This is a genomic window from Mesorhizobium sp. SEMIA396, from assembly GCF_024518615.1.
Classification (GTDB): Bacteria; Pseudomonadota; Alphaproteobacteria; order Rhizobiales; family Rhizobiaceae; genus Mesorhizobium.
Genome location: NZ_JANIFC010000007.1, coordinates 77,942 through 99,673, shown reverse-complemented (window position 1 = coordinate 99,673; position 21,732 = coordinate 77,942). Strand labels below are relative to the sequence as shown.

17 protein-coding genes are annotated in these 21,732 nt (G+C 63.2%); 9 read left to right on the top strand and 8 right to left on the bottom strand.

Annotated features, from left to right (window positions below):
- Positions 1-164 precede the first annotated feature (164 nt).
- Complete coding sequence (locus NP503_RS17950; RefSeq protein WP_127374566.1) at positions 165-6,473, bottom strand: kinesin; 6,309 nt, start codon at positions 6,471-6,473, stop codon at positions 165-167.
- Between the two features lie 272 nt (positions 6,474-6,745).
- Here NP503_RS17950 and NP503_RS17945 point away from each other — a divergent pair, with 272 nt between their 5' ends.
- The 3 genes from NP503_RS17945 (at position 6,746) to NP503_RS17935 (ending at position 8,770) form a co-directional block, all read left to right on the top strand.
- Positions 6,746-7,114 (top strand): Hpt domain-containing protein, encoded by a 369-nt coding sequence (locus NP503_RS17945; protein ID WP_127269546.1) that lies wholly within the window; start codon positions 6,746-6,748, stop codon positions 7,112-7,114.
- 111 nt (positions 7,115-7,225) lie between these two features.
- A complete protein-coding gene (locus NP503_RS17940) occupies positions 7,226-7,546 on the top strand; it encodes a 2Fe-2S iron-sulfur cluster-binding protein (protein ID WP_056582251.1) in 321 nt (106 codons plus the stop codon).
- Positions 7,547-7,741: 195 nt separating this feature from the next.
- Positions 7,742-8,770 (top strand): NAD(P)/FAD-dependent oxidoreductase, encoded by a 1,029-nt coding sequence (locus NP503_RS17935; protein ID WP_127269545.1) that lies wholly within the window; start codon positions 7,742-7,744, stop codon positions 8,768-8,770.
- A gap of 3 nt (positions 8,771-8,773) precedes the next feature.
- On the opposite strand, the gene NP503_RS17930 is transcribed toward NP503_RS17935, so the two are convergent.
- Together NP503_RS17930 and NP503_RS17925 are read right to left on the bottom strand one after the other, a co-directional pair.
- Positions 8,774-10,255 carry an MDR family MFS transporter gene (locus NP503_RS17930; protein WP_127269544.1) on the bottom strand — a complete coding sequence of 494 codons (1,482 nt, stop codon included), beginning with the start codon at positions 10,253-10,255 and terminating at the stop codon, positions 8,774-8,776.
- 204 nt (positions 10,256-10,459) lie between these two features.
- Complete coding sequence (locus NP503_RS17925; RefSeq protein WP_127375535.1) at positions 10,460-11,098, bottom strand: DUF922 domain-containing Zn-dependent protease; 639 nt, start codon at positions 11,096-11,098, stop codon at positions 10,460-10,462.
- Between the two features lie 124 nt (positions 11,099-11,222).
- Here NP503_RS17925 and folP point away from each other — a divergent pair, with 124 nt between their 5' ends.
- From folP to folK, 3 genes are read left to right on the top strand one after another with little or no spacing between them, the layout of a single operon-like run.
- Positions 11,223-12,074 (top strand): dihydropteroate synthase, encoded by an 852-nt coding sequence (gene folP, locus NP503_RS17920; protein WP_127271860.1) that lies wholly within the window; start codon positions 11,223-11,225, stop codon positions 12,072-12,074.
- A gap of 3 nt (positions 12,075-12,077) precedes the next feature.
- A complete protein-coding gene (folB, locus tag NP503_RS17915; protein WP_023813034.1) occupies positions 12,078-12,437 on the top strand; it encodes a dihydroneopterin aldolase in 360 nt (119 codons plus the stop codon).
- Positions 12,421-12,933: a 2-amino-4-hydroxy-6-hydroxymethyldihydropteridine diphosphokinase gene (gene folK / locus NP503_RS17910; protein ID WP_127272685.1), complete on the top strand. Its 513-nt coding sequence runs from the start codon at positions 12,421-12,423 to the stop codon at positions 12,931-12,933. Before folB ends, folK begins: the two co-directional genes overlap by 17 nt.
- Before the next feature lie 154 nt (positions 12,934-13,087).
- Here folK and NP503_RS17905 read toward each other — a convergent pair whose 3' ends face one another.
- Positions 13,088-13,633 (bottom strand): DUF924 family protein, encoded by a 546-nt coding sequence (locus NP503_RS17905; RefSeq protein ID WP_127272684.1) that lies wholly within the window; start codon positions 13,631-13,633, stop codon positions 13,088-13,090.
- 14 nt (positions 13,634-13,647) lie between these two features.
- On the bottom strand, positions 13,648-15,483 hold the full coding sequence (locus NP503_RS17900) for a monovalent cation:proton antiporter-2 (CPA2) family protein (protein WP_127272683.1): 1,836 nt from the start codon (positions 15,481-15,483) through the stop codon (positions 13,648-13,650).
- A 161-nt stretch (positions 15,484-15,644) separates the two neighbouring features.
- Here NP503_RS17900 and NP503_RS17895 point away from each other — a divergent pair, with 161 nt between their 5' ends.
- From NP503_RS17895 to NP503_RS17885, 3 genes are all read left to right on the top strand, one after another.
- Positions 15,645-16,634 (top strand): AraC family transcriptional regulator, encoded by a 990-nt coding sequence (locus NP503_RS17895; protein WP_023813030.1) that lies wholly within the window; start codon positions 15,645-15,647, stop codon positions 16,632-16,634.
- 60 nt (positions 16,635-16,694) lie between these two features.
- Positions 16,695-17,903 carry an MFS transporter gene (locus NP503_RS17890; RefSeq protein ID WP_127273253.1) on the top strand — a complete coding sequence of 403 codons (1,209 nt, stop codon included), beginning with the start codon at positions 16,695-16,697 and terminating at the stop codon, positions 17,901-17,903.
- A 182-nt stretch (positions 17,904-18,085) separates the two neighbouring features.
- The gene (locus tag NP503_RS17885) at positions 18,086-18,352 is read left to right on the top strand and encodes a hypothetical protein (protein WP_127271315.1); all 267 of its coding nucleotides are present in this window, start codon (positions 18,086-18,088) and stop codon (positions 18,350-18,352) included.
- Positions 18,353-18,460: 108 nt separating this feature from the next.
- Here NP503_RS17885 and NP503_RS17880 read toward each other — a convergent pair whose 3' ends face one another.
- The 3 genes from NP503_RS17880 to NP503_RS17870 all read right to left on the bottom strand — a co-directional run bounded on the left by NP503_RS17880 (position 18,461) and on the right by NP503_RS17870 (position 21,714).
- The gene (locus tag NP503_RS17880; RefSeq protein WP_127271313.1) at positions 18,461-19,015 is read right to left on the bottom strand and encodes a hypothetical protein; all 555 of its coding nucleotides are present in this window, start codon (positions 19,013-19,015) and stop codon (positions 18,461-18,463) included.
- 135 nt (positions 19,016-19,150) lie between these two features.
- The gene (locus NP503_RS17875) at positions 19,151-20,239 is read right to left on the bottom strand and encodes a YcjF family protein (RefSeq protein WP_127271311.1); all 1,089 of its coding nucleotides are present in this window, start codon (positions 20,237-20,239) and stop codon (positions 19,151-19,153) included.
- The gene (locus tag NP503_RS17870) at positions 20,236-21,714 is read right to left on the bottom strand and encodes a YcjX family protein (protein ID WP_127270623.1); all 1,479 of its coding nucleotides are present in this window, start codon (positions 21,712-21,714) and stop codon (positions 20,236-20,238) included. The genes NP503_RS17875 and NP503_RS17870 overlap by 4 nt, the downstream gene beginning before the upstream one ends.
- Positions 21,715-21,732: the final 18 nt, after the last annotated feature.

Below are 21,732 nucleotides of genomic sequence, written 5' to 3'. Positions count from 1 at the left end.
TGACGGGGAGAAAGACGTTGTCGCCGAAGATTTCGCCAATCGCCAACGTTGCTGAATGGGCGCCGGGAGTGCGGCCATCTCCTTCTCCCCGTCACTATATGGGGAGAAGGTGCCGGCAGGCGGATGAGGGGCGGCGCCGACCGATTGTGATCCTCGTCGCCCGCTCAGTGCAGGCGGCCGCTCGCATGGGCCAGCATGGTGTAGACCTTGCCGGTGTCCGACGTCAGGTAGGTCTGCGCCATGATGTTGTCGCGGTCGTTGCGCGAGACATCCTTGAGCAGCTTCTCGAAATCGTCGCAGTAGCGGTCGACAGCGGCGCGGAACTCGGCTTCCGCCTGATACTTGCGACGGATCTCGTCGAACGTCTGCTGTCCCTTCAACGTGTAGAGCCGCCTTGTGAACACGTCACGCTCGCCACGCCGGTAGCGGTTCCACAGCTCGATCGAAGCCTCGTGGTCGATGGCACGCGCGATATCGACGGAGAGCGAGTTCAGCGATTCCACGACATGCAGGGGCGAGCGCTGGGCAGGGGTAGCGCGCTGCGCTTCCACGGGGGCCGTAGGGGCTGCCGACCTGAGGTCCTCATCGTTCGATGCCGCGGTCAGCAGATCCCGCACCCATCCGCCCTGGGGCGTGCGGGCGCTGGCATCGCCGCGCGGACGCGGTGCCGCCTCGGCAGGACGCTCAAGGTCGAGCGTGCCGCGCAATGCAGGGCCGCCCAAGGGCGCCTGAGGCGTGCGCAGGTCCGGCTGCGGTGCCGGTGCGCGGCGCGGCGGCTCGGCAGCGCGTGCGGCCGGCGCTTGCGGCGCCGGACGCAGGTTGCGTGGTTCGGACCCGTCACCGCCGCGGCCGGACTTGGCCACGATGTCCGAAAGCTCCTTCAGGGCGTTGATCTGCTCGGAAACGGCGCGGCGGATGGCCGAGGTCGATTCCTTTGCCTCTTCGGGCATTTCGATGACGCCCTTCTTGAGCTCGGCCCGGGTCAGGTCGAGTTCGCTCTTGATCGAGCCGGCGGTGCGCCGCATCTCCTCGGTGGCATCGGCAAAGCGCTTGGTTGCCGAATCGACGACGTCGGTGATGGCGTTGCGGATCTTGTCGGCCGACTCCATCGTCTTGCCTTCGGCGTTCTGCAGCGTCTGGCCGACGAGATTTTCGAACGAGCGCATGACCCTTTCGAGATCTTCCGACTTCTTGACCAGGCCGACAGCGAGGTCTTCGAGCGACGATTGCCGTTCGAGCGTGTGTTCGAGATTGCTCTGGGCCGAGCTCAGCAGGTCCGAAGCGCTGGACAGCAGGCGGCTGTGTTCGTCGAACTTGGTGGCGATCGACGCCACCTCGCGCAAGGTGGACGACGACAGTTCCGTCAGCCTCGTCGTGTTCGAATCGACCAGACGTGCCGAGCTGGCGAAGGTCTGCGCGGCTTTTTCCGTGGTGGCGGCGAAGCTTTGCGTGCTGCCGCTCAGGCGTTCATCGACCTGGCCGAGATTGACCGCGGCCTGATCGATCAGCTGGCCGAGCTGCGAGCTGGACTTGGTCATGCGGCCGATGAGATCAGCGACGCTGTCGGACAGCGACGAGCGGGCGCCTTCGACCGCCGACAAGGTTTCGGCGGTGCGGCTGGCGAGCGCGTCGACAAGCGCGGCATTCTCGCTGCGCAGCTTCTCGGTGGCGCGTTCGGTGACCTCTTCCATGCTCTTTTGCAGGTCCGAGCCGCCCTGGGCGAAGCGCTCGACCAGGGGCCGTGCGGTTTCGTCGAGGATCTTCGACATTTCGGCCGAACGTGCGGCGAGCATGGTGTTGAGTTCGCGGGTGTTGGCGCCGATCGTCTTGGCGGCATCGTTGGTGCTTTGGCCGATATGCTGGCCAACCGCGGTGAAGGTCTCGGCGATCACATTGGCGCGCGAGACGAGTTGCGCCTCGGCATTCGACACCTGTTCGTTGAGCTTCTGGCCCATCGTCTCGGCTGTGAAGGCGAGGCGGTTCTCGACGCCTGAGACCTGCTCTTCGACACGGGCTGCCGCGGCCGCGGCACTCGACGCGAAACGCTCGTCCGCACCGGCAAGCGCCTGCTCGATTTCGCGGGCGTGCACGGCCATCTCCTGGCCGGTCCGCCTTGCGCGTTCGGCAACCCGTTGCTCGGTATCGGCAAAGGCACCGACGATCGTCTCGGCATGCTCGCCGATCGTGGAGGTGCTGCTGGCGATGCGCGACACCAGACGCTGATCCGCCTCGTCGAAGATACGGCCGATTTCCGAGGCACGGCTCGACAGCGCTTCCGAACCTTCGGCGATGCGCGAGACGAGTTGCTGGTCGGCGGCATCGAAAATGCGGCCAAGGTCCGACGCGCGTGCGGCAAGCGCTTCGGCCGATTCGCCGATGCGCATGCCGAGCCGCTGGTCGGCGCCTTCGAAGTTGCGCAGGATGTCGCCGGCACGCGCGGCCAGCGACTGGGCGGTCTCGATAGCGCGGGCAACCAGCTTCTGGTCGGCCGCATCGAACGTGCCGGCAATCTCGCTTGCACGGGCGGCCAGATGATCCGCGGTGTCCTGGGCCCGGGCAGTCAGCTGATCGGCGGCTTCCTGGGCACGGGCGGCCAGCTTCTGATCCGCGGCGTCGAAGGTGCCGGCGATCTCGCTTGCGCGAGCGGCCAGCTGATCGGCGGTTTCATGCGCGCGGGCCAGCAGCGAGCTGGACGTATCGTCGGCACGGGCAAGCAAGGCGTTGGACGTGTCTTCGGCGCGAGCGTGGAGGCGACGGTCTGCATCCTCGAAGGTGCGGGCGATGTCTTCGGCCCGCGCCAGCAGGGCGGCGGACGTCTGCTCGGCGCGCTCGGCGATCTTGCGGTCGGCGTCGCTGAAAGCGGCACCGGCCTGCTCGTGCAGGGTGCTGGTGACTTCCAGCACCTTTTCGCGCAGGGCGCCGGCGACAAACACGGCGCTCTTCTCGAGCACGGCGCGGACGTTGTCTACGCCTGTCGAGAGCGCACGCTCCATGGTGCCGGCACGCTCCTCGATGATGCCGGTCTGGCGGCTGAATGCCTGCTCGATTTTCTCGACATCGCCTGCGATAGCGGCAGAGATGTCCGAGCTTCTGGCGGCAATCTGGTCGATGTGGCCCGACAGTGAGCGGTCGACATCCTTGCGGGTCTCAGCCAGCTTGCCGAGATCGTCTTCCAGCGCGAGGGTCAGCATATTGCGGCCTTCGGCGAGCTTGCCGACATGCCCGGCGATGATGTTGTCGATATCGCCGCGGCTTTCGGTGAGCTTCTGCAGGTCAGCTTCGAGGGCGCGTTTGAGAATGTCGCGACCCTCGGCCAGTTTCTCCACCTGGCCGGCGACCAGGCCGTCGATGCTGGAGCGGCTTTCGGCCAGCTTGGCGAGGTCGGCTTCCAGCGCGCGCTTGAGAACATCGCGGCCCTCGGCGAGCTTCTCGACCTGGCCGGCGACCAGGCCATCGATGCTGGAGCGGCTCTCGGCCAGCTTGCCGAGATCGTCCTCAAGCGCTTTCGACAGGGTCGAGCGCTCCTGGACGAGCCTTTCCGCGTGGCTGTTGACGAGGCCGCCGACGTTTTCGAGGTCGGCTTCAAGCGCTTTCGACAGCGTCGAACGGTCCTGCACGAGCCTTTCGGAATGGCTGTTGACCAAGCCGTTGACGCTTTCGAGATCAGCCTCGAGCGCCCGGGCGAACTGTGCTCGGTCATCGACCAGTTTCTGCGACTGATCGGCAATGGTGCCCTTGATCGCATTGAGGTCGGATTCCAGAGCACGCCGCAGGATATCTCGGCCCTCGGACAACTTCTCGACCTGACCCGCAACCAGCCCGTCGATGCTGGAACGGCTGTCGGCCAGCTTGGCGAGGTCATCCTCAAGGGCCCTCGACAGGGCGGAGCGGTCTTGGACGAGCTTGTTCATGTGATCGGCGATGACGCTGTTCACATTCTGCAGATCGGCTTCCAGGACCCGGGAAAGCTGACCGCGATCCTCGGCCAGCTTTTCCGACTGGCTCGATATGACGCCCTTGATCGTGTTCAGATCGGATTCCAGCGCGCGCTTGAGAATGTCGCGGCCTTCCGCCAGCTTCTCGACCTGACCGGCGACCAGACCGTCGATGCTCGAACGGCTTTCAGCCAGCTTGGCAAGGTCGGCCTCAAGCGTCTGCGACAGCAGGCCGCGGTCCTCGGCCAGCCGTCCCGAGTGGCTTTCGATCAGGCCGCGTATTCCGGACAGATCGCTGTCGAGCGAATGGGAAAGCTGCGTGCGGTCCTCCGCCAGTTTGGCGGAATGGGTTTCGATGAGGCTCTTGATGCCGACGATGTCGTTTTCCAACGCCTTGGCGAGCACGGCGCGGCCCTCGGCGATCTTCTCGACCTGACCGGCGACCAGACCGTCGATGCTGGCGCGGCTGTCGGACAGTTTGCCGAGGTCGGCCTCCAGGGCGCGTGACAGAATGTTGCGGCCCTCGGCAAGCTTTCCAACATGCCCGGCCACCATTTCGTCAATGATCGTACGAGCTTGCACCAGTTTCCCGGAGTCTTCGTTTAGGGCAGTGGAGAGCCTGTTGCGGCCTTCTTCCAGCCTTTCGAGATGGCTGCCGAGCGATGCATCGATGGCCGCCCGCGATTCATTGACCTTGCGCAGGTCCTCTTCGAGAGCGCGCGAGATCAGGCTGCGGCCTTCGGCCAGCTTCTGCACCTGGTTGGTTACCGCCGCATCGATGCCGGCGCGGCCCTCGGCGAACTTCGCCAGGTCGGCCTCCATGGCCGCGGCCATGCGCTCGCGGCTTTCGGACAGTTTCCTGCTGTGGTTCTCGACGGCTTCCTCGATGCCGACGCGGGCGTCGGCGAGCCGCTGGATGTCGCTGTCGAACGAACGCGACACGACGTGACGGGCGGCTTCCATGCGTCCGGCGAAGTCGCTGGCGCGGGCTTCGAGCATGGAGGAGGTCGAGGTGACGATATCGGCCATGTCGGCGCCGATCTGGGTCTTGCCCTGATCGATCATCGCCGACAGCGTGTCCTTGCTCTCGGCGAAGGTGTGCGCGATTTCGCGGGCGCGCTCGACCAGCGTTTCGTTGATCTGGCGGGCACGGGCCTCGAGTGCCGCATTGAGCTTCTGCGTTCCGGTGTCCAGCGCCTCGGCGCGGGTCTGGAACTCGCTGATCAGGGCCTGGCCGCGTTCGGCGAGAGTCCGCTCGATGCCGTTGAGGCTGGCCTCGAATTCGGAATTGAGAGTGCGCGCGGCACCGCCGAGCAGCGACACCATGCCTGTGGTGCGATCGTCGAGCAGATCGGTCAACGACCGTGTCAGGCCGTCAGTGGTGTCCGTCAGCTTGGCGATGCGGGTGTCGAGAAGGCTGGCGAAGGCCTCGCCCGAGGTCGACAGACGGTCGGTGATCGAATCGAGCCGGCCTTCGACGGAATCGAAGATCGACATCGAGCTTTCGTTGATGCGGTCGATCAGCGTGTCGCCGGAATTGGTGATCGTCATCGACAATTTGGTCGACGCATTGAGGATCGAGTCGCGGATGATGTCGGAGGCGGCGCCGATCTCGTCCTTCAGCGTCTCATGCGCGCCGGTGATCGAAGCGCGGACGCGCTCGGCATGGGTGACGACGGCTTCGCGCTCGCTGCCGAGCCCGTCGACCAGCGAACGGATGCGGGATTCATTCTCGGAATAGGAGCGTTCGATCTGGTTGACTTCGCTGTGGACCAGCGTTTCCAGCTCGACCGCGCGGGCAAGCGTGCGTTCGATGCCTTCGCCCATGGCCGCGACCTCGCGACGAACGGCCTGGCCGATCATCATGACGCGATCCTGGGCAAGGTTTTCCGGCTCGGTCAGGCGGAAGGCCACTTCGGTCATCGACTGTGCGGCGATGCGCATTTCCTGGGCGCGGCGAATCATGGCGGCGAAGGCCCAGAACAGGATGACGGGCACGATGGCCGCGACCGCAAGGCCGATCAGCTCCGGACGGGCAAGGAACTGGTCGAGCGTACGGATTCTCCAGATGCTCGGTCCGAAAAGCAGATTGGCCAAACCGCCGGCGCCAGCGAACCAGGCGAGCGAAACGAAGGCAACGACCCAGTAAATGGTGTTCGAGGCACGCCTGTTGAGGCTGTGCAGGAGCGTCTTATAGTCCTTCTGGCGATCGTCATTGGCCGGTGCGAAACCAGCGGGCTGGGCGCCATTGCGCGGTTCCACGGGGCGCAATTCGGCAGGCTTTGCCTTGGGCGCGGGTTTCGCGGCGTGGTTCTGATTGACTACGGGCTCCGGGTTTTGTTCCGGCTTATGATTGCGTCCCTCGCGCGCCAACTCGTCGGCCGCCTGGGATATCTGAGCTTCCAGATCCTCCATAGAAGCCGCGATGTCGAGGTCGCCGTTGCCGATCTCGTTGCTGAGGTCGAGATCGAGCGCCTTTTCCAGTTCCCTGGCCACGTCGCTGTCGAGAGTTCTCGTCGTCGTTGGTTTCTTTGCCATGCCTTCGCTACCCTGTACTAGCTGCCGCGGGCTTATAATTCTGTTTGTCTTGCCCCGCGCAGGAGGCTGAAAATGGACCCCTCGTATCGTAATGACACAGGGGGGTAAAGAAAACATGCATTCCGCGGGATACGTAAAACTTTAAATATAAGGTTAACGGAACTGTGATTTGGGCGCCGCTTTGGCAACATTTTTCCCGGCCATTCATTAACCCGTTGTCCATTGGATTCGCCTAGGTTTTTGGGCGAATCGAAGAAACGGAGTTCGAGTTCATGCGTGGCGAAAGCGGCATTGCCTTCTCAATGCCCGGGGGCGACGTATCCGGACCAAGGCGGTCACGGCCGGTCGATTTGGCACACCTTGCCCGCCAGACGATGGGTGACCGCAGCCTTGAGCAAGAGGTGCTGGCGCTGTTTGTACAGCAGGCGCTGTCCGTGCGCGACAGAATAGTCGACGCCGACATCAAGGACCGGCTTCTGCTCGCCCATGGATTGAAGGGTTCGGCACGGGGCGTCGGCGCCTTTGCCATCGCCGATTGCGCCACCGAGATCGAGCATCGGCCGGAAGACGGCCAGACGCTCAAACGGCTTGGCATGCTGATCGACGAAGTGCGCGATTTCATCGCCGCCATCAACCGCTGAATCCGCGCTGAACCCGATTTGCGGAAAAACGTCATCGGGCGGCGCTTTCATGCGGCAGTTGACTTGTCAGCCGGAGTGATTATCTCGGCTGGAACTCCCTTCAGGTGACAAATGACCAAGCTGACTTTCATTGCCCATGACGGCACGCATTTCGACATGGACGCCGAGAACGGCTCTACGGTCATGGAGAACGCGATCCGCAACGCCGTGCCCGGGATCGAAGCCGAATGCGGCGGTGCCTGCGCCTGTGCCACCTGTCACGTCTATGTCGACGAAGCCTGGACGGCTGAAGTCGGCGAGCCGGAAGCGATGGAAGAGGACATGCTGGACTTCGCTTACGACGTCCAGCCGAACTCACGGCTGTCGTGCCAGATCAAGGTGCGAGACGCGCTCGACGGTCTCATTGTGCGGGTGCCTGCCCGTCAGGGATAAGCGCAGTATCTTTGCCAACTGATTTTTCCCGCTGCGGCTTGGCAGCGGAGCGATGGTCATGCAGTGTCCTGCTGTTTCACTACAGCGCCGCGCGTCCTCTTGGACGCGCAAAGGACGCTGTAGCACTTTTATTTGCGCATGATCCTTTCCGAAAATCGATCCGATTTTCGGGGTCATGCGCAGCGAGGCACAGGCATGACCGACATTATCAGGACAGACGTGCTTATTGTCGGGGCAGGACCGGTTGGCCTGTTTGCCGTGTTCGAGCTCGGCCTGTTCGACATGAAATGCCACCTGATCGACATTCTCGATCGGCCGGGCGGCCAGTGCGCGGAGCTCTATCCGGAAAAGCCGATCTACGACATTCCAGGCTGGCCTTCGATCTCGGCGCAGGGGCTGGTCGACAAATTGCTCGAGCAGATCGCGCCGTTCAAGCCTGATTTCAGCTACAACCGAATGGTTTCCAGCCTGGAAAAACTGGAGGACGGCAGTTTTCGCGTCACCACCGACGAAAACGAGGTGTTCGAGGCCAAGGTGGTGGTGATTGCCGCCGGCGGCGGCTCCTTCCAGCCCAAGCGTCCGCCGATCCCCGGCATAGAGCCCTATGAAGGCAAGAGCGTCTTCTATTCGGTGCGCCGGATGGAGGATTTTCGCGGCCATGACCTCGTTATCGTCGGTGGCGGCGACTCGGCACTCGACTGGACGCTGAACCTGCAGCCGGTGGCAAAGAGCGTGACGCTGGTGCACCGGCGGCCCGAGTTCCGTGCCGCCCCCGACAGCGTCAACAAGATGTATGCCATGCAGGAGATGAGGCAGCTGGAGTTCCAGGTCGGGCAGGTGACCGGATTGACCGGTGCCGACGGCCAACTGTCATCGGCCACCATCAAGGGACCTGACGGCGATGTCGAGGTGCCTTGCACGCGCATGCTGCCGTTCTTCGGCCTGACCATGAAGCTCGGACCGATCGCGGAGTGGGGTCTCAACCTTCACGAGAACCTTATTCCGGTCGATACCGAGAAGTTCCAGACATCGGTGCCCGGTATCTTCGCGGTCGGCGACATCAACTGGTATCCGGGCAAGCTGAAGCTGATCCTGTCTGGCTTCCACGAAGTGGCGCTGATGGCGCAGGCCGCCAAGCGCATCATCAGCCCCGGCGAGCGCATCGTTTTCCAGTACACGACCTCATCGACCAGCCTGCAGAAGAAGCTCGGCGTCTCCGGCTGAAGCTTACTCGGCGAGGATGGGCGCCGCATTGTCGGCGTAACCGCGAAGCTCCTTTTCGGGCATCAGCGTCAGCGTGATCAGCCCCAGCAGCAATGTAACGGCGGCGACGGCAAAGATCATCACGAACGGCTCGACCGTCGCGCTATGGCCCACGATCCGCACGCCTTCACCGGCAAGTGGCAAGCCGTAGCCCAGAGCGACCGCGCCGAGCATCGCGACACCAAGCGCACTGCCAAGCGAACGCAGGAATGTCAGCACGCCCGTCGCGACGCCGAGATGCACGCGATCGACGGCGTTCTGGACCGACACGGTGGTGACCGGAAACGTCGTTCCGGTTCCAAACCCGATGCAGATCGTCAAGACCTCTACCTCCAGCAGCGTTGCATATCCTGCGACGACGGCCAGCAGGCAGAGGCACAGCATGCTGAAGACGACGCCCACCATCGCGATGCGCTTGTAGTGGGTAAAATGCGGTATCATACGCCCGCTGAATGCCGCGCCGCCGACGGTCCCCAGCAGAAGCCCGAGCATCGCGATGCCCGACTCTGCGGCCGACAGGCCGAGCACCGCCTGAAGATAGACGGGCAGGTACACAGCCATGCCGACGCTTGCGGCCTGAAGCAGGAACATCGAAAGCGTGCCCGCCAGGACGATTGGATTGCCAAGCACTTCGAGTGAGATGAGCGGCTCGGCGGCTCGCATAAGCCGCAAGGCAAAAGCGCCCCAGAAAATCGCCGAACCGCAGAGAACGCCGATGACTTCAAGCGAAATCCAGGGATAGGCGCTGCCGCCCCAGTTCAATGCGAGCAGCAGCAGCGCCGTGGCAATGATCAGAAGCAACGCGCCCAGGCCGTCGATGCGATGGCGCTTTGCGGCAACGGGCAGTTTCTTGAGCGGCTTGTTGATGATCGCCATCGCAAGAACACCAAGCGGAATGTTGATCCAGAAGATCAGTGACCAGTGCAGGTGCTCTGCGAAAGTGCCGCCGAGCAACGGACCGGCAACGCTGGCGACAGCCCATGTGCCGGAGAACCAGGCGGCATAGCGTGCCCGCTCGCGCGGCGGAACGAGATCGCCGACCACGGTCTGCGTCAACGCGAACAAGCCGCCGCCGCCGGCGCCCTGGATCGCCCGCCCGACAACCAGCACAAACATGTTGGGAGCCATCGCACTGACCAGCGATCCCGCCAAAAAGATCAGGATCGCGGCATAGACGGTCGGCCGGCGTCCGTAGACATCGGAAATCTTGCCGTAGAGCGGGGCCACGGCGGTAGCGGTCAGAAGATAACCGGTGACGATCCATGGCAGATAGTGTGCGTTTCCGAGCGCATGCCCGATGGTCGGCATGGCTGGCGCAACAATGGTCTGGTCGAGTGCCGCCAACAGCATCGACAACAGCACGCCGCCGATAATGGCGTTCTTTTCGCTCTCTGTTATCGGCGTGCCGGTTTCCGCCATCGTTTTGTTATCGACAGCCTGGTCCATGATCGTTCATCCATAAGCTTGCGATTTGACCGGCCCTGTTCAGCCGTTCCGGTTTCTTGACCGTTTGGATCGCATTGGTGTTTTAAGCTCGCGTCTGGCGAGCCTGACATATGTCGTCCCATATAGGCCGGTTTCGACAGGGGCTCGAAAGTTTTTCGAATCTGGCACTACCTCCAGCGAATTTGGCTTTCAGTTCGGGTGCGTTCAGGCCGGCGGCAGTCGGCCGTTGCCGATGCGCTCCATGCGGTAGCGCAGCAGCCGCAAGATGCGGCTTTCGAAATTGACGCTTTCGACGCGGTCGAACTGAAGCTGGGCGCGGTCGTGCTTGGCCAGGACAGCCGCGGTGATCGCGGCCGCCTTGGCCTTGGCGGCATCGCAGTTCTTTTGCGGGTAGGTGGCCTTCAAGGCCTCTTCGAGTTCGCCGCCATGGTTCTTGGCGATTTCGACATGGCGCTCCTCATGGCGCTTGATGTCGGCGGACAGCGTATCCCAGAACAGCCTGACATCGGCGTCGGCCTTGCGCGGGCGGCGCCACTCGGGAAGGATCACCTTCACCTTGACGGTCACCGCCGCGTCGGCGATCCGGCAGGAACTCGGCGTCTGCGCATAGCTGACACGGGTGGTGAAGGCCATCTGCGTGGCGCCCGGGTGCCGGTTGCCGGTGCTTTTCACCTCCGGCCCGCGTTTGGAGAGTTGTGCCTCGATGTCGTCGAGGGTGCTGCCGCCGATGGCGAAATAGCTGTACGTCTTGACGAGATTGGCGGTCGCCGCCGGAAGCGGGGTCATGGCGAGCAGCAGCGCGCAAGCCAAGGATCGTTTCACGCCCAGGGACCGTCTTTTCATGCCAAGCATGGCTCGCTTCATCATGTTGCCTCTTCGATCACCTTGCTTTACGGCCGTTGCCGGCGCAATGAAATTGATCCGCCAGGGATCACACATGATTGATGAACTCCATGGTCGATGAGCAATGACGGCCCGGCGATGGCAGTTGGCGCATGGACGCCATCTCGACCTTGGCGGCAAGGCCGTGGTCGTCGGCATCCTCAATGTCACGCCCGATAGCTTTTCCGACGGCGGCCAGTTCGACGCCCCTGAAAAGGCGCTGGCCCAGGCGCGCCGCATGATCGGGGAAGGGGCGCTGGTTGTCGATGTCGGCGGAGAATCGACGCGCCCAGGTGCTGCCGCGGTATCGGCCAGCCAGGAACAGGACCGCATCCTGCCGGTGATCGAAGCGCTGGCGGGCGTGAGCGAGGTGCTGATTTCGGTCGACACCTATCGTGCCGACACGGCGCGGCTGGCGGTCGCCGCCGGCGCGCATATCGTCAACGATGTCTGGGGTTTGCAGCGCGAGCCCGATATTGCGCGTGTCGCCGCCGACACCGGCGCGGGGCTTGTCATCATGCATACTGGGCGGGATCGCCAGAAGCTGCCGGATGCGATTGCCGATCAACTGACGTTCCTGCGAAGGTCGCTGGAAATCGCCCGCCAGAACGGCATCGCCGACGATCGTATCGTGCTCGATCCCGGTTTCGGATTCGCCAAGGAGACGGCGGAGGAAAATCTCGACCTGATGGCACGCTTTTCGGAATTGCATGCCCTCGGCCTGCCGCTGATGGCCGGTACGTCGCGAAAACGCTTCATCGGCACGGTCACCGGCCGTGATGCCGCCGACAGAGGGGTCGGAACAGCGGCGACCAGCGTTATATTGAGGCTCCAGGGCGCCGATCTGTTTCGCGTCCACGATGTCGCATTCAACGTGGACGCTTTGGCGCTCGCGGATGCTATGCTGGCGCGTCGGACGGACCAGGCGAGAAACTGAGCGATGTATGTCATCCGCATGAAGAACTGCGCTTTCTTTGCCCGGCACGGCGTGCTGGACGAGGAGGAAAGGCTCGGCCAGCGCTTCTATGTCGATGCTGTTCTCACCGTCGATCCAGGCCGCGCGCTTGCCGAGGATTCGATCGAGGATACAGTCCACTACGGCATTGCATTCACCGTCATTGAGAAGATCATCACCGGGCAGCGCCGTTTTCTCATCGAGTCGCTGGCGCTCGAAGTGGCCCGTGCGCTGACGGCGCGTTTTCCGCAGATTAAGAAAGCCGAGATCACGGTGCGCAAGCCGAACGCACCGGTGCCTGGCGTGCTCGATTATGTCGAGGTGACCGTTGTCTGGCCCGAATAGTACCGTTTATCTCAGCCTTGGCGGCAATCTTGGCGATCCGGCGAAATCCATGGGCGCGGCGCTGCGCATGCTGGATGCCGACGCGGATACGCGTGTCACCGGCGTCTCCTCGCTTTATCGCACGCCGCCCTGGGGCAAGCTCGATCAGCCCGATTTTCTCAATGCGGCCGCCGAGATTTCCACCGTGCTTGCACCGCGTGCCTTGCTCGACCTCTGCCTCGATGCGGAGCGCAAGCTGAAGCGGGTGCGGGAGGAGCGCTGGGGGCCGCGGCTGATCGATATCGACATTCTGGTGTTCGGGGACCGCGTCATCCACGAGACCGGACTGGAGGTGCCGCATCCGCGCATGCTGGAGCGCGCCTTCGTGCTGGCGCCGCTGGCCGAGATCGCGCCCGGCCTGGTTGTCAGCGGTCGCAGCATCACCGACCGCCTGGTCGCCGTCGATACTTCAGGCATCGAGCGATTGTCCTCCGGCCGGGATTGGTGGTTGGCCTAGGTGCGTTGATATTCAGGTGATGCCGGCCTGCAAACGGCGAGTTCCTGCGCTTCCGGTGCTCACGTACCCAAATGTACGCTCCGCTCCGGTTCTCGGAACCCACCGTTTTCGACTCGGCCTGACCTGAATCTCAACACACCTTGGAGCGGGGTCTTTAACCGGAGAAGCCGCCGCCATCCAGGAACGTCTGCTCCTGCGGGGTGGTTTCGCGGCCAAGCATCTTGTTTCGGTGCGGAAAACGGCCGAAATTCTGAATGATATCGCGGTGTTCGACAGCGTACTTCAGGTATGGCTCGGCCCAGGCCTGCGTCAGTTCGACCGAAATGTCCTGGTCGGCCAGCAGTTCCGAATGCTCGTAAGGCAGGTAGAGGAAAACGCGGAGTTCTTCCTCGAGTGCCAGGTCATGACCAGCCGCGATCGCCCTCTCCGCGAAATATCTGGCGAGCGGATCGGTCGCGTACATATGGCCGGTGCCGCGAAAACAGTTCCGCGGAAACTGGTCGAGCAGGATCATCAGCGCCAGCGCGCCTTCGGCATGTTCCAGCCAGTCGTCGCATTCACGCCGCGCGGCGGCGTAGTGCAGGCCGAGAAAGCGGTCGCGGAACTCGGCATCGAATGCTTCGTTCTTCTCGAACCAGGCATCCTCGCCGGCATCGCGCCAGAATTTGGTGACCGACAGGGCCCTGCTGTCCAATTCCATGCCTAATTCCTTGCTCAATCGGCGGGTTCGGACTTGTGCAGCACACCCGCGGTTTCTTCATTGAGTGCCTGACCAGGCCGGCGCGGCGTGGAGAGCGGTGTCGGAATCGGCGTACCGATATTGCCTCTCAGGAAGCGCTGTCCGGCGCGAATGCCTTCGGCAAGCTGGGTTTCGAAGCGGTCGGTGTCGCGGCGCCTGACGTCTTCGATCGTTTCAGCCACGTCTTCGGGATCGACGCCCAGCGATTCCAGGGCCGAGCCGCCGAAAACAAGTGCGGATTCGAAGGTTTCACGCAGCTGGTAGTCGACGCCGGCGCGAATGAGCTGCAGCGCGGTACCACGATCGAAAGCGCGGGCCAGCACGGTGAGCAAAGGAAACTCAGCCTTGATCAACTGGGCGATGCGAACAGCCACATCGGCCTTGTCGACGCAGATCAGCACGGCGCGCGCACGGCCGGCGCCGGCGGCATGCAGGATGTCCAGTCGCGTGCCGTCGCCATAATAGACCTTGAAGCCGAAATCGGCCGCCGCCTGGATCATCTCGACGTCATTGTCGATGATCGAGACGTCGATGCCGCGCAGCAGCAGCGGCTGGCTCGCGATCTGGCCGAAGCGGCCGAAACCAATGACCAGCACGCTGCCGGTCAGGCCATCGGCGACATCGACCCCGTCGAGCGACTGCTCGTCACGCGGCGTCAGATAGCGCAAGGCGATGATGGCCAGCGGCGTCAGCACCATGGAGATGATGACGATCGCCGTCAGCGTCGCGTTGGCCTGGCCATCGATGATGCCGACCGCCGCGGCCGCCGAGTAAAGGACAAAGGCGAATTCGCCGCCTTGTGCCATGAAGACCGCGCGCTCCAGGGCTTCGCGGTGACCTGATTTCAGGATGCGGGCGACGATGTAGATACCGAATGCCTTCATCACCATGTAGGCGACGACATAGATGGCGATCAGCCGCCAGTTCGCCGCGACCACATGCAGGTCGAGCGACATGCCTACCGCGAGAAAGAACAGGCCAAGCAGGATGCCGCGGAAGGGTTCGATGTCGGCTTCGAGTTGGTGGCGGAAGGTCGATTCAGACAAAAGCACGCCGGCCAGGAAGGCACCCATCGCCATCGACAGGCCGCTGAGCTGCATGGCGAGGGCGGAGCCAAGGACGACCAGAAGTGCCGCCGCCGTCATCACCTCGCGGGCACGGGCATCCGCCAGGATGCGGAAGAACGGGTTGAGCAGATAACGGCCGGCCACCACCAGGCCGATGATCGCGGCAAGGCCGATGCCGATTTCGGTCAGCCGCTCCATCAGGCTGGTGTCGGTACCGCCGGGCGCCAGGAACGCGATCAGGGCCAGCAGCGGCACGATGGCAAGATCCTCGAGCAGCAGGACCGATACGATGCGCTGGCCTTTCGGTGCGGCGATTTCACCGCGTTCCTCCAGGAGTTGCATGACGATCGCCGTCGAGGTCAGCACGAAGCCGGCGCCGGCGACGAAGGATTGCGCGATCGGAAACCCTCCAGCCATGCCGACACCGGTCAGCAGAAGCGCGCAGACGCCGACCTGCAGCGCGCCGAGGCCGAAGATCTCACGGCGCAGGCCCCACAGCCGCGACGGCTGCATTTCCAGCCCGATGATGAACAGGAACATCACCACACCGAGCTCGGCGACATGAAGAATGGCTTCCGATTCGGAAAAGACGCCGAAGCCGAACGGACCGATCACCACGCCGGCGGCCAGATAGCCGAGGATCGAGCCAAGGCCCATGCGCTTGAAGATCGGAACGGCAACGACGCCGGCAGCAAGCAGTGCCACCACCTGAACCAGATCACTGCCCGATGCTTCCGCCGCCATGCCTCTTGTCCCTGTGTCTAGCAGAAACTCCTTGCATGCAGTTGGAGTGGGAGGCAAGGCGAGAAATCTGCCGGGAAGGGTAGGGCGCCGCTGCAACGATTCACCTGGTGGAACAACGGTCCCCGCTTGCCTGCCGGACGTTCGGCATCTATATCAGGTATATGCCTGACTATTCGTCCCGTCCGTCTTCGACGCCACATATCCCGATGGATGCGCTCAGCGAAGTTCTGCAAGACTTTCGCTTGAGTGGTGTCAACTATGGCCGCTGCGAGCTCCGGCACCCATGGAGCATAGACTTTCCGCAACAACAGCTGCTTCGGTTTCACTTTGTCGGCCAGGGCCCGTGCTGGATTCATACTGAATCGCAAGGCTGGCAGGAGTTGCGCGATGGCGATCTGGTGCTGCTGCCGCAAGGCATCGCCCATCGGCTGGCGAGCGCGCCGGACGTTGCAGGGGACTCGCTCGAAGGTTGCCAGGTGATCAAGTTGGGGGGCAACGTCTGCGAAGTGGTACGGCAAGGAACGGGCGCCACGAGCACCCTTTTCTGCGGCTCCATGGCCTTGGACTCCTATGCGCTCAACCCATTGATAACGTTGATGCCGCCCGTCATCAAGGGTTGCGACGTGGCCGGCAATGACCCGGTCGTCGGTCCTTTGCTGGCGGCCATGACGGTGGAGGCCTCGCAACCGCAGATGGGCAGCGCCACGATTCTGTCGCGTATGGCCGACTTGCTGACGGCCCGGCTCATACGCTGCTGGGTCAATTGCAACGGAGCCTCGACCACCGGTTGGCTCGCAGCCATCCGCGACCCCCATATAGGCCGCGCTTTGGCGGCCATGCACCGCGACCCCGGCCACAACTGGACGCTGGGAAGCCTGGCCGGCGTGGCAGGCCAATCGCGTTCGATTTTCGCCGAGCGTTTCAGTGCGGTATTGGGGGAGGGTGCCGCACACTATCTCGCCCGCCTGCGTATGCAGCTTGCCCGCGAATTGCTGGGCCAAAACGGCTTGTCGGTTGCCGAAGTCGCTACCCGTTTGGGCTATGATTCCGAGGCATCCTTCGCGCGCGCGTTCAAGCGCATCACCAATGTCTCGCCGGGCGTTGTGCGCCGCACAATTCCCGGACGAATGGATATGAATTTCGGATTCTAAGATACATATCATCCGAGCGGACTCGCCTATTTAAGACCTCCAAACTTTGGAGATCTTTCCGTGACTGACACAACATTACAGATTGAAGACGCCGCGATTGGCCTTGATGCCGATGCACCAGCCGCGTGGAGTTCAGCCACCTGGTTCGCGGTCATTTCATTGGCGGCCACCAGCTTTGCCCTGGTGTCGGCCGAATTCCTGCCCGCAGGTCTGCTGACGCCAATGGCACGCGATCTCGGCATCAGCGAGGGGACGGCCGGCCAGGTCGTCACCGCCACCGCTTCCGTCGGCGCCGTGACGGCCATGTTGAGCAATGTTCTCATCGGCCGCTTGAACCGCAAGGCGGTGCTGGTTGGTCTCAGCGCTCTTGCGGTCGGTTCCAATATCCTGGCGGCGCTGGCGACCGATTTCTGGCTGTTGCTGTTGGGCCGGGCCGGGCTGGGCATCGCTCTCAGCGCTTTCTGGGCACTTTCGGTCGCCGTCGTGGCGAGGCTGGTTGGCGCCAATGCGACAGGTCGGGGCATGGCGATCGTCACCCTCGGCGTCTCGCTTGCCACCATTGCCGCACCGTCGATGGGCGCGTTGATCAGTGACTGGATAGGGTGGCGCAGTGCCATGGCCATGACGGCGGGGCTGGCCGCGCTTGCCATGCTGCTGCAGTTTCTCAGCCTGCCGACCTTGCCTGCAACGGCAAGCAACAGCCTTGCAGATGTATTTCGGCTGACCCGGCGGCGCGGCATCCAACTCGGCATGCTGGCTATTGTTTTGCTGATGACGGGGCATTTTGCCGGCTCGGTCTATGTGCGTCCCTTCCTCGAACAGGTGACACTCCTTACAACCGGACCGATTGCCCTGGCTCTGCTCGGGTTTGGCATCGCTGCCGTGATCGGTAATGTTGCCGGCGGCCGCATGGCCGACACCAACATCCACATGGCCCTCGCAGTCACCGCGGCGTTGATGGCGGTTGCGGCACTTACTTTGGTGCTTTGGGGCTCGCATATGGGCGTTGCCTTCGGCTTCGTTACGCTGTGGGGTTTCGCCTTTGGCATGGCGCCGGTGGTGCTGCCGACCAATATGTCGCGCGCGGCGCCTGATGCGCTGGAGGCAGCGGGCAGCCTGATGGTCACCTCTTTCCAAATTGCCATCACCATCGGCGCGGTTGTCGGCGGCTATGTCGTGGACACCTATGGCGCGACCGGGCCTTTGACTCTGACCGCTGTCCTTGCCGCATCGACCGCCGTCTTGGCGCTGCTGCAGCCACGCAGCTGAACTTTGCTGCCGCTGATAAAATAGCCTGAATCCGGGCCGCCGCCGATGTTGCAGGCGCGATACACAAGTTGAGGCCGGGAACACGTTGCATCTTGCCGCAATCGAAGGCTAAGGACGCTCGGCTTCGGCCATTGGAGGGTGATCGACGATCAAGTCGCGCCCTTTTTGAGGAGATGACTGACATGAAGAAGTTTTTGTTTGTTGCCGTCGGCCTGGCGGTGCTTGCCGGTTCGGCTTGCTCGAAGGCGCCCGAGTGCACGGCGGAAATCGCGACCAAGAAGGCGCAGGACATGGCTACCGCGCTGCAGGAAGCGATTACCAAGGACCCGTCCAAAGCGGCTGATCTGACGGCCAAGGTCCAGGCGGTGACAACCAAGTATCAGGGCGCTACGACATTGGCCGACGCCTGCAAGGCCTATGACGAACTGACGGCCACAATCAAAGGCTAACGCCCTGATTTGAGATCAAGGCCTAAGCGCCTGATTCGATGGGTCAAGGGAGAGGGCGGTGACCGTGGGGTCGCCGCCTTTTTTTCGGATTTTCAGTTCGGCGCGATTTCAGTTCGGCGCGATGGAGCCGACTTCGACTGCGTCGACGCGCTTCAAGCTCATGCCGATCACCGGCACCAACTGGTCGTCGACGCGCACGGCAATAGTCACTGTCATCGAATTGTCGTCAGGGATGCGAGCCTGCATGACGCCGCGCAGCTGGTTGCGGTTGATGGTGAAGACCACTTTGCGGGCATCGACGACGTTGCCGCCGATGATGTCGAGGCCGGAACCGGTCGCGCCACCCATAAAGCTGCCCTTGTAGCCCTCGCGGCCCTTGCGCTCGATCTTGGCCGACATCGGCTGGGTGAACATGCCGACCCGGCAGCCGCCGTCGAGCGACATGCCGACCTTGCCGTCGGGCGTCGAGCCGGTGAAGCTGCAGTTGAACTTGGTGCCTTTGTACTTGCCGGCGACGATTTCGCCGGGACCGATCCACTTGCCTTCAGCAGACTGGAAGAACTGCTTGTCCGGCTCCGCCGCAGATGCCACTCCGGCAATGCCGACGACTGCCGCAATCACCGTTGCCAGGGGCAGGACGCTGGATAGAATTACGCTTTTCATCGACGACACCCGGCAACAAAGATGCTGTTTGGAACCCGTCTGACCATGAACAAGATTGGTTAATGCTTCGTCACCGAGGAGCCGCGGCAGAGCAGTCCGGTAACGATTCCGAATGTCCGGACACTCCAGCCTGTCTCACTTGCCGGATGGGGTCGTTTCACCATCTTTCCTGGTTGCGAACGATGTCAGCGCCGAGAGGAAGTCGCCCAATCCGGGACGCTTGGCGGCGCTGAAGGGCAGGGGTCGCGCCGTCTCCATCGCGGCGATGCCGATGCGCGCCGTCATCATGCCGTTGACGACGCCCTCGCCAAGCTTGGCCGAAAGGCGCGCGGCCAGGCCGTGGCCGACGATCTGCTGGACGAAACTGTCACCGACCGCGATCGAGCCGGTAACCGCCAGATGCGCCAGCACGCTGCGCGCCAGGCGGAAGAAACCCAGCGTTCCGGGCCGTCCGCCATAGAGCTCCGACAGGCGGCGAATGAGCCGCCCGGCCTCGAATACGACATAGGCGACATCGACCAGTGCGCGTGGACTGACCGCCGTCACCAGCGAAACGCGTTTGGCGGCCTCGAGGATCATCACCTTTGCCCTGGCATCGAGGGGGCCCAGAATTTCTGCCTCGGCCAGGCGCACGAGATTGCCGCCGTCGATGATTTCGCCGCGCAGTTCGGCCAGCGCGCGCCGGCCGGCCGCGGTCTCGGGTTTGGCCGCGACAAAGGCCGACAGCTCGTCGACGACCGATCGTGCCGCCTTGGGATCGTCACGCTCGATTGCGTCGAGCGCCCGTTTCTGCAGCTTTTCGACCTCGGCGAGGCGGCCGATCGCCAGGAATTCGCGAATCAGGATCACCATAAGCGCCAGCACGGCGATGGCAGCCATGCCGGCGGCCAGCCAGCCCAGCCATTCGGCGCGCGCAAAGAGGTCGCGTATGAGCTGGTCGGTCCACAAGCCGACAGCCAGCGAAACCAGCACGCCAAAGGCGCCGAAGAAGATGCTGCCGAGCAGCGAGCGTTTCCTGGGGGCAATGGCCGGTGGCGGCTCCGCGGCAATGATGTCGGGCTCGTCGAAGACATCGACTTCCGCCGGGAGGACCATCGCGACATCGGTCTTCATCGCGCGCGGTTTGCGCTGGGCATCGGCCTGGGGGCGCGGCTCAGGGGCCGTTTGTCTCGGTGGGGTTTCCGGTTCGATCCGGAACGCTGCCGGCTTGCGGGGCGCGGTCATGCCAGATGATCTCCGATCAGGAACTGCAAGGCACGGTCGAGCCTGATATGCGGCAGCGACAGGGTGATACCTTCAGCCGTTCGTTCTAGCTTTGGCGGACGGAAACGGACGAAGCGGATTGCAGGGTCCGCGGCATCCTGCTTGTGATCGGCTCCCGAAAGATCAAAAACTGCATCAATTTTCTCCGGTAAGTCACCAGGAAATATGGCTGTTTCAGTTTTTCCATCGAAAGTTTCACCGTTGATCCTCTCGCCGGCGATCGGCGTGCCGATAATGACTGGCAACGTCTCCCGGCCTTGCTTGACGGTGCCTTCGCGCGTCGCGCGCACCGCCGCCATGGCGACCACGTCGACATCGGCGCCGGTGAAATTCGCCCGTGCCACGGCTCGGTCGGCAAGCCGCCGCACGATCGCCTGCAGGCGGTCATGGCTTTCGTGGTGCAGATGGTCGGCCTTGGTCGCGGCAACCAGGATGCGGTCGATGCGCCGCGAAAACAGATCGGTGAGGAAGCTGCCCCGGCCAGGTCGGAAACAGCTGAGGATCTCGGTCACCGCGCGTTCCAGGTCGGCCATGGCGCCGGGGCCGGCGTTCAGCGCCTGCATGGCGTCGATCAGCACGATCTGGCGATCGAGGCGGGTGATGTGTTCGCGAAAGAAGGGTTTGACGACATGCGTCTTGTAGGCCTCATAGCGCCTGTCCATCATGGCGTGCAGCGACCCCGGGCGCGGACGCCTGTCGCCGATCCCGGCCAGGGGCGCGAAGGTCAGTGCCGGCGAGCCTTCGAGATCGCCAGGCATCAGGAAGCGGCCGGGCGGCAAGGTCGAAAGCGCCCGCTCGTCGAGCTTGCAGGCCTTCAGATAGGCGGCGAAGTTCTCGGCTAGCCGGCGCGCCGTCATCTCGTCGGCATCGGCGTTCGGATCGATCCCGGCCGACAACGCCCGCCAGCTCTGCGACAGGTCCTCGCGCACCGGCAGAACGGCCATTTCGAAGGCTTCCTGCGAAAAATCGGCGAAGGACTTGCCGAGCAGCGGCAGATCGAGCAGCCATTCGCCGGGATAGTCGACAATATCGACCGACAGTCTGCCCGAGGAAAACATGCGGCTCCAGCCGGAGGCCGATTCATATTCGATGGTCAGCCGCAGTTCCGAAATGGCGCGCGTCGAATCGGGCCAGGCGCGGTCGTTGAGCAGGGCGGCAATGTGGTCCTCGTACTGGAAACGCGGCACCGCGTCGTCGGGCTGCTGCTCGAGGAAGGCGCGGGCGATGCGACCCGATTTCTGCGCTTCGAACAGCGGCAGGCGCCCGCCATGGATCAAATTGTGGACTAGGGCCGATATGAACACTGTTTTGCCGGCGCGGGACAATCCGGTCACGCCGAGGCGCAGCGATGGGCAAAAAAGCCCGGTGGCGCGGCCTGACAGCGTGTCGAGGGCAATCCTCGCCTCGTCGGTGAAGGTGGTCAGCGATGATGCCAAAATATGCTCTCTCGGACT